The 6,865-nt window shown below is 44.9% G+C and carries 3 protein-coding genes; all 3 read right to left on the bottom strand.

Annotated elements, in window-relative coordinates:
- Positions 1-221: 221 nt before the first annotated feature.
- Positions 222-740 carry a hypothetical protein gene (locus tag WC612_07020; GenBank protein ID MFA6280525.1) on the bottom strand — a complete coding sequence of 173 codons (519 nt, stop codon included), beginning with the start codon at positions 738-740 and terminating at the stop codon, positions 222-224.
- A gap of 357 nt (positions 741-1,097) precedes the next feature.
- Complete coding sequence (locus tag WC612_07015; GenBank protein MFA6280524.1) at positions 1,098-5,435, bottom strand: hypothetical protein; 4,338 nt, start codon at positions 5,433-5,435, stop codon at positions 1,098-1,100.
- Between the two features lie 253 nt (positions 5,436-5,688).
- Positions 5,689-6,528 carry a hypothetical protein gene (locus WC612_07010; protein ID MFA6280523.1) on the bottom strand — a complete coding sequence of 280 codons (840 nt, stop codon included), beginning with the start codon at positions 6,526-6,528 and terminating at the stop codon, positions 5,689-5,691.
- Between the last annotated feature and the right edge of the window lie 337 nt (positions 6,529-6,865).

Below are 6,865 nucleotides of genomic sequence, written 5' to 3'. Positions count from 1 at the left end.
GATGATCGTAAGGCATTGGCGGGCTCCTCTTGGATGGGTGGCTTGGCGGCTTCTATCTTATCAGAAGTCCGCCTTTGCCCCATCCTTTGAGGGAGAGCCGCAAAAGGCAGAGAAGTGTCGTCCTACGCCGTGTACGATTCATCTCATTTGCCCGTTTTGGCGATCATCGCTTCGATTCCCTCGGCCACACGCGCCGTTTGTTTTCTCACTCATGTCCTTCATTAATGATATGTAACCACTATGTCGAATGTAGGAGATGCTGTTGTATTAACCGTCTGATTACCGTCCACATCGACGGTGATGCCGATAAGGAGAATCTTACCAGCCGCAGGCGCGGCTTGGCTTGTAAGATTGCACGGTGCGGCTGCGCCGCCGTTGTAAGCACAGGTTACGCCTGAAGGCGTTACGCCATTATTGGAAACATAGTTGTTGGCTGTAATATCGATTGTCTGTGTTGTTGATCCGGCGATGGTCAGACTTCCCCCTTTGCTTGCACCACCAAGAACAACGCCGCTGTTGGTTGCTGTAACAACACCTGTCGAAGATACCGTGTAGGTTCCGGCCTGATTTGCTTTAACGGAACCAAAATCGATGCCAGATGTGTTGGTGATGCTCAATACCGTATCAAAGGCAATATGGGCGGACATAGTTTGCGTAGCCGCAAGAACTTGCTCTGCATTTAGAGAAAGCAGCAAGAGAAAAAATACGAAAAAACCTTTGTAAAAGATTGTGTAAATCATGGCCACTTGTCCGGTTGGCTCTTTATAAAAAACGATGAACTATCCATTTAACCTAACATCTTATTGTACCACATTTTATATTAAAATGCACGCAAAAACAAAGTATTGCAGTGCACAAAACAAGAATAAGAGACCATACAATAGCATTCCAGTGCAGCAAGTACATAAAATTGTATGTAATTGATGGTGCAAAAAAGAATGAATACCTCTGTGTGATGAATTACTATTGTAGTAATAGAGAGCAACAGTATTTAATTATGCTGAGTTTCCGTGATAATAGAGCCAATATAGTTTGATTAATCGACAAAAAGATAAAATGAAATAGCAAGAAACAGCCTTAAGTGATTGCAAGTTCAGTTAGGGAGTAAGCTCGACTATTGGTGGCGATGAGCCGTGGATTGGTTTATTCACCTCATTACTATCACCCGTAGAGGAATCTGTTTCATTTGGAGTATTGTCTGCTTTTTCTTTTATGGTTTTTTCTTCCTTAACCGACGTTGGCAACGTTGGCGATATGGGAGGAGCGGGTAAAGCTGGCGTGGGAGGCAAGTTGGGTGTCGGTAGACCAAAGGATGGTGGCGCAGTTAGATCTACTTTTTGTTGTAAGAGGATGTTGTTATCCGAAATGAACCCATCAATCTCGTCGATTTTGATATGAATTTTGTTTGTCAACGTGGCGTTAATTGACGACAAAACCTCATCAGGAACACTGATCCAGTACTCACCTTTTTGAACCTTATCGAAGCTGTAATAGCCATCAATTTCACTTATAACGCGACGTATTGGCGTGTTGTCTTTATCTTGAAGTTCAATAACGATATTGCCAATCTCGCGCTTAGTATCTCCTTCAAGGAAATATGATGTGCCGTCAATGATAGTGGTGTGAACTAAGGGAAAATCTGCGACGACCGTGTCACCTGGCCTAGTCTGGACGCGATAACCTTTCGTTTTGGGTGTGAGAAGCGGATCGGAAAGAGTGCTGGCATTAATCTCGACCTTAGACATTCCATAAGGAGCGACGGGCGCAACAAAAAAACCGTTTTCATCAAGCGTGACGGCGGCACGATCAATCCGCACGTCAGCGTTCACAAGCTTTTCACCTTCGTCGTAAAGGTCATTGTTGTTCTCATCGATGAAGACGCGGCCCGCAACGGCTCCACCTGAAGTTGTTGATTGGGGTTGAGCCCTCCATTTGTTGTTTACCTTATCATGGTTAAGCGAGAAAAGTACGTTCATCCCGACCGCGTAATCACCGCTGTTATCAACTTGGTTGTTAAGACTCAAACGAAAATCGTCAAAATCCCAGTTAATATTTTGGCCGAATGACGTTTTGTTCGTTGTTAGATCTTTTTCTATTTGGCTTTGGCCTGAAAGTTTGTCCATCAGCCTGTAGTCTGTCATAAAGGAGGCACTGCGGAATTGCTGTAGAGGGCTTAAATCATAAATGCCTGTCGCTCGGAAATTAATATCCCACAAGCGCGTTTGAAAACCGAAGGTATCTTGAAATCTTTTTTCGTCGTCAAGAATATAATCAATCTTGTTGTTGAAACTTAGACCCCAAAGGCTTTTTGAGACCTGAACACCATAGGTGTAGCGCGGGACAAGATCATTATCGACAAATACTTCTTGAAGTCCCGACAAACCCAAACTGAAGTCGTGGACAAGCGGCAAAAAGAGTTGTGTGTTTGCATCGATTTGAGCCTCGGACTTAAGTGGTATATTTAGATTATTGACGGACTCACTGATGAAATCATTGTATTGTCGGTAGCGGCCGCGCAGACTAACTCCCTCAAAGCCGGTAAGCACTGACATGCCGCTGGCCCAGCCACCCGTGGTCATATCCTTTGCAAAACTTGTTTCCGAAAGAATACCAAAAAAATTTGAACCGGAAGACGTTGTCAGATAGCGGTGCGGTCCGTCCTGCAGAATTGTTTCAGCGATTCCGGCTCCGATAGTGTAATTCTTCGTGACGCCATAGCGAAAGCCACCAACAAGCTGCTCCCCAACGGGTGTTTTGGGGTTCGTCAGGGTAAGTTGATTAATGGGGATAAGGCTAAGGCCACGTTGCTGCGCTCCAAGTGTATACTCGAACTGGTCTTCTTTAAGAAGAGCACTTGAGGCTGAAACGGTTTCAATACGCTCTTCGCGCTGACCTTGGTTGCCATAAAAAACAAGGCGGAAGGTGTTCTCGCCGTAAAGGATGGGTATATCAACAAAGTTGTAACGGCCATTAGCTTCGACCGTTTGAAAAGAGACGAGAACGTTATTACGATACAATTCAACTTCGTATCCGGGCACAGAATCTCCGGTAAATGTGCGCACATCAAAGTTTTCAGAGGATGTAACACTGCGATTTGTCATCGATATGCCGCGTCCAAGAGAATTTGATGTCACAAAGGACACGGAAGGCGATGTGATGTCACCGATGGCAAACTGGGTTGCGTTCATGACCCCTAAAAGATTGCCCGCAGGGTCTTTGCGCCCAGCTTGTAGGCGAATGGTATTAATGGCGTTAGTATCCGTTGCTCCCTGAACGTAGAACTGGTTGGTCAGATAGCCGAGCTCCATCGCGCCTTGAATGTTGTAGTTACTTATAAACGTGTTGTTTTGCGTCGTTATGGCGTCGTTATGAGTAAAATTTGACCCCCAAGAGACATCGATCGATGGATAATCTATGGCTTGATACGGATTTTGTAAAACCGGTAAATCATTGTCGGAAGGCGCGACAGCGGTCAAAAGCTTGTTCCATCTTTTCTGACGTTGCTCCGCTTCTTCTGCGGGGAAAAGTTGATCCGTTTTAAATTGAATAATGGCCTTTGCCCGATCAATCTCGCAAATGATCCCAAACCATTCGGTGAAGCTTTCAGTGCTAACATAGATTTGACCTTCATGCCTACGAACATCACGATAAGTTATGTCTAAGCGCTTATTGCCCGCGCGACCTTCTTTTTTATCGACGTTAAGATAAAACACGTTATCAGGTGTAAAGAAAAAGCCGTGTGCTTCATTCTTTGCATCATCAAATTTAATCGGGAATCCGATGATTTGAAAAAGGTCGTTCAGTGGCAAAAAGATCTGGCCTGGGAGATCTAGGGCTTCGATAAACTCGTTACTGGCAGGCATGTTTTTAAGTCGTGGCTGCAAAATGAGCGGTTCGCCGTTTTTCTGATCATTGTTGTCTTGTGCTGTATCTTTGGTGAGAGTTGGTTGATCTATATGCAAGACATCTTTTGCTTCTTGTTCTTCTTTGGGTCGCGCTTCCGCTCCGGAAACCCGTTGTTGTCCGTTTAAATCGTCAATGATGACAGGTTGAATGGGGGCCGCATTGGGAACTGGTGCGACATCAGTCTTATCCGCTGCTTGTGTGGTTGTCTGTGGATATGTTTCTTCTTTTCTCTTCTCTGGTATTTCTATTTTTTGCAGAGTTTGATCAACAATAAAAGCGCTGCTCGGAAAAAGGCGATGGAGCAAATCCGTGTTCGCGTAGATTATGTCATCGTTCTTGAAAGCATCCGTATCATAAAGGGTATGATTTTGACCCTCATCGACATACGTTCGTTGTGAAAGGTCAAGAGTTATATGGCGATTGTTGTCTGCCCTAATCTCTAGAAAGTCGGAAGATGTTTGTTGGCTATAAGTAATGCCAAGATAGCGTAAAAATGAGTCAAGACGTAAAAAAATGCCTCGAACGCCAATATAGGCATCGAGTGTACCGATGTTTTTGCCTTCCTGAACAACAGTCAAATTAGCCCAGTTTTTGGCTAGAATAGGCGGGGATTGCGAGCCTGTCGAAAGGGACGTGGCCTTTTGTGCATCTTTGACAGCACTTTTTTCTTCGCTTGTATTTTTTGTGGGCAGAGAAGAATTGGATTTGAAGTTTTCGATTACAGGAAATTGTGCGACCAGCGTTTCTGTTTTTTCCTCGTGTTGGCCCTGTGGGCCATAGATTGCCAAGCGGAAAATATTTTCTCCCCACAGAAGAGGCGTGTCTTGAAAGATGTAATGCCCCGTTTCATCCGCAAACTGAAAGGCTATAAGCGTACTGTTGCGGTAAAGCTCAACTTCATAACCTGCCACCGTTACGCCGGTAAAGTTGTGTTTTTGCGTGGCAGGAATGGCGTTTGGAGTTGAGGAAAGCCCAAGGGAATGTTTTATCTCTGGTAAAGCAAATATTTCTTGGTCTGTTTTTGTAAAAGAACCAAGTTCCTCAAGGCGTTTTTTTGCGCGGATTTCCTTTGCCTTTGAGGGCAGAACATAAGCTGTCGTGAAATGAAGAGTGCCTTGCTTGAGGTCGGCCGTGCTTGATATACCAAACCATAAACGCAGTGCATCTTGACTGATATAAAGCCTGCTGTCTTGTCTTCGAATATCTTGGCGTGTTATGGATTGACGTGTTGCGCCAGTGCGCACGGAAAGATTATTAACATCGAGGCTAAATGATTTTTCGGGTGTTACAAAAAAACCTGATGCATAAGATCCGGATTGATCTATTGAAATGGGGAAATCAAAAAAATGAATAATATCTTGTAAAGGGATAAAAAACTGACCGTTAAAATCCATGATCTGAACAGATTGGGTTATTTCTTTGTTGTCATTAATGGAAGCTCGCAAGACGGTTATAACGCGTGCACAAATCTTTTCTGAAGTGTCTGGCGCGGCGGCCCGAGCATCATACGGGAAAAGAGAAAGCGTCAACACCGCTACGATTAGAAACAGCCCGCAGCAAAAAGGGGTTGGGAACCTAATCATAGATGGCCTTGCCCTGTTCGTTAGGGTGGCCTTGCTGCAAAAAACAGCGCAAAGGAACACGTCGGATCATGCACGAACTGTTTGTTAAACCGAATCAAGGGCTAATCGTACTTATTCCCAAGTGATTCGGCTACGAACACGATCGTGTTTTATGTTATTTTTATGATGTTGTGTCTTTTGAAATGCATCGCAGAAAGGGTCAAGGGACAATGGTTTTTGATGTTAAAACCTGACTTCCTTCATTTTCTTGAGACATAAACGCGACATCCAGTTTGCCACTGTGAATGTTGACACCAGATGGAACCGTAAGAGCAACCGTCTGAGTGCGTTTGGTTACGCCACGATAGATGGCAATGCCTCGGAAAAAGACGAGCTGTGTTTCCTTACCATCGGCTGCAATATGGGTGACTTTGATGTCGCCAAGAACAGAGCGGTTGCCTGAAAGACTAAAACTTGCACTGATTTCAGGAGATGGTTTTCCTTCACCTCCTCCCATAATAAGTTTGGCCTCATCGAGCATAACCTTAAACTCCGTTTGACCTTTGCGAACAATAACGGGGATAACCGTGGTCATTTTCGGTTTTAAGGTGATCGTTGTACCGTCAGCTGCGGGCTGCCCCGTTTTTAAATCAAGATCGTTCTCTGTCATGCGAACTTGGAGGTGTGATTTGTATTCGCCATCGGGTAGTTCGTTCATGTTTTTAACAAGGATGCGAACAACTTGGTTCTCATCTGGTTTAAGCGTCATACTGTGCGGTGACAGGCTTATAATGTCTTGAGCGGAAAAATCGCCCTTGGACCCGTCTTCGCGTATTTTGATGCCGCCGTTTTCATTCATTATTGTGTCGACGAGCTCGATTTTATAACGGCCAACGCCATCGCCGTTATTTCTGATGGTTACTGTTGCGTACTTAGCCCCATTATCAAGGACAATCCGCGTAGGCGATAAAAGCAGCTCGGCGTTTCTGGCCATGCTGGGTGAAGAGCTTAAAAGAAGAATGAGGAGGAAGGCGAGAGATAGACGAAATCTTTTTGACATGGTGCGCTCCGCGTTATTGAACAAAAACGGTTATTGTGAAAGAACCCGCGTAATTTCCGGCAGAAACGGATGCATTCGCTGTCACGGTCGCACCAAGGTACAGGGGGGTACTGCTTGGTTGCGTTGAGGGAAGGGGAAGTGTTGAGCTTGGAAAACTATTAATCATTTGCCCATTATAGAAACCACGGAAGTTATCTAAAGTCAAACCGGCATTGCCCGTGTCTATGCCTGAAATATCGATGGATATGGAAAGACCACCTTCCCCTTGGGAGGATAGAGGATAAGCGCCTCGGCTTGCCATGCCGGAGATAATTTGTCCAGAACCTGATGTTAAGGA

The organism is Bdellovibrionales bacterium (assembly GCA_041662785.1).
In the GTDB taxonomy this organism is placed as follows: domain Bacteria; phylum Pseudomonadota; class Alphaproteobacteria; order UBA9219; family UBA9219; genus UBA8914.
The sequence above is the reverse complement of the archived record's forward strand: the minus strand, read 5'-3'. Positions and strand labels throughout refer to the sequence as shown.

What these genes read in the sequence shown, in the direction of transcription:
- WC612_07010 (MFA6280523.1), bottom strand. Translation starts at nt 6,528, where the DNA reads ATGTCAAAAAGATTTCGTCTATCTCTCGCCTTCCTCCTCATTCTTCTT.
- WC612_07020 (MFA6280525.1), bottom strand. Translation starts at nt 740, where the DNA reads ATGATTTACACAATCTTTTACAAAGGTTTTTTCGTATTTTTTCTCTTG.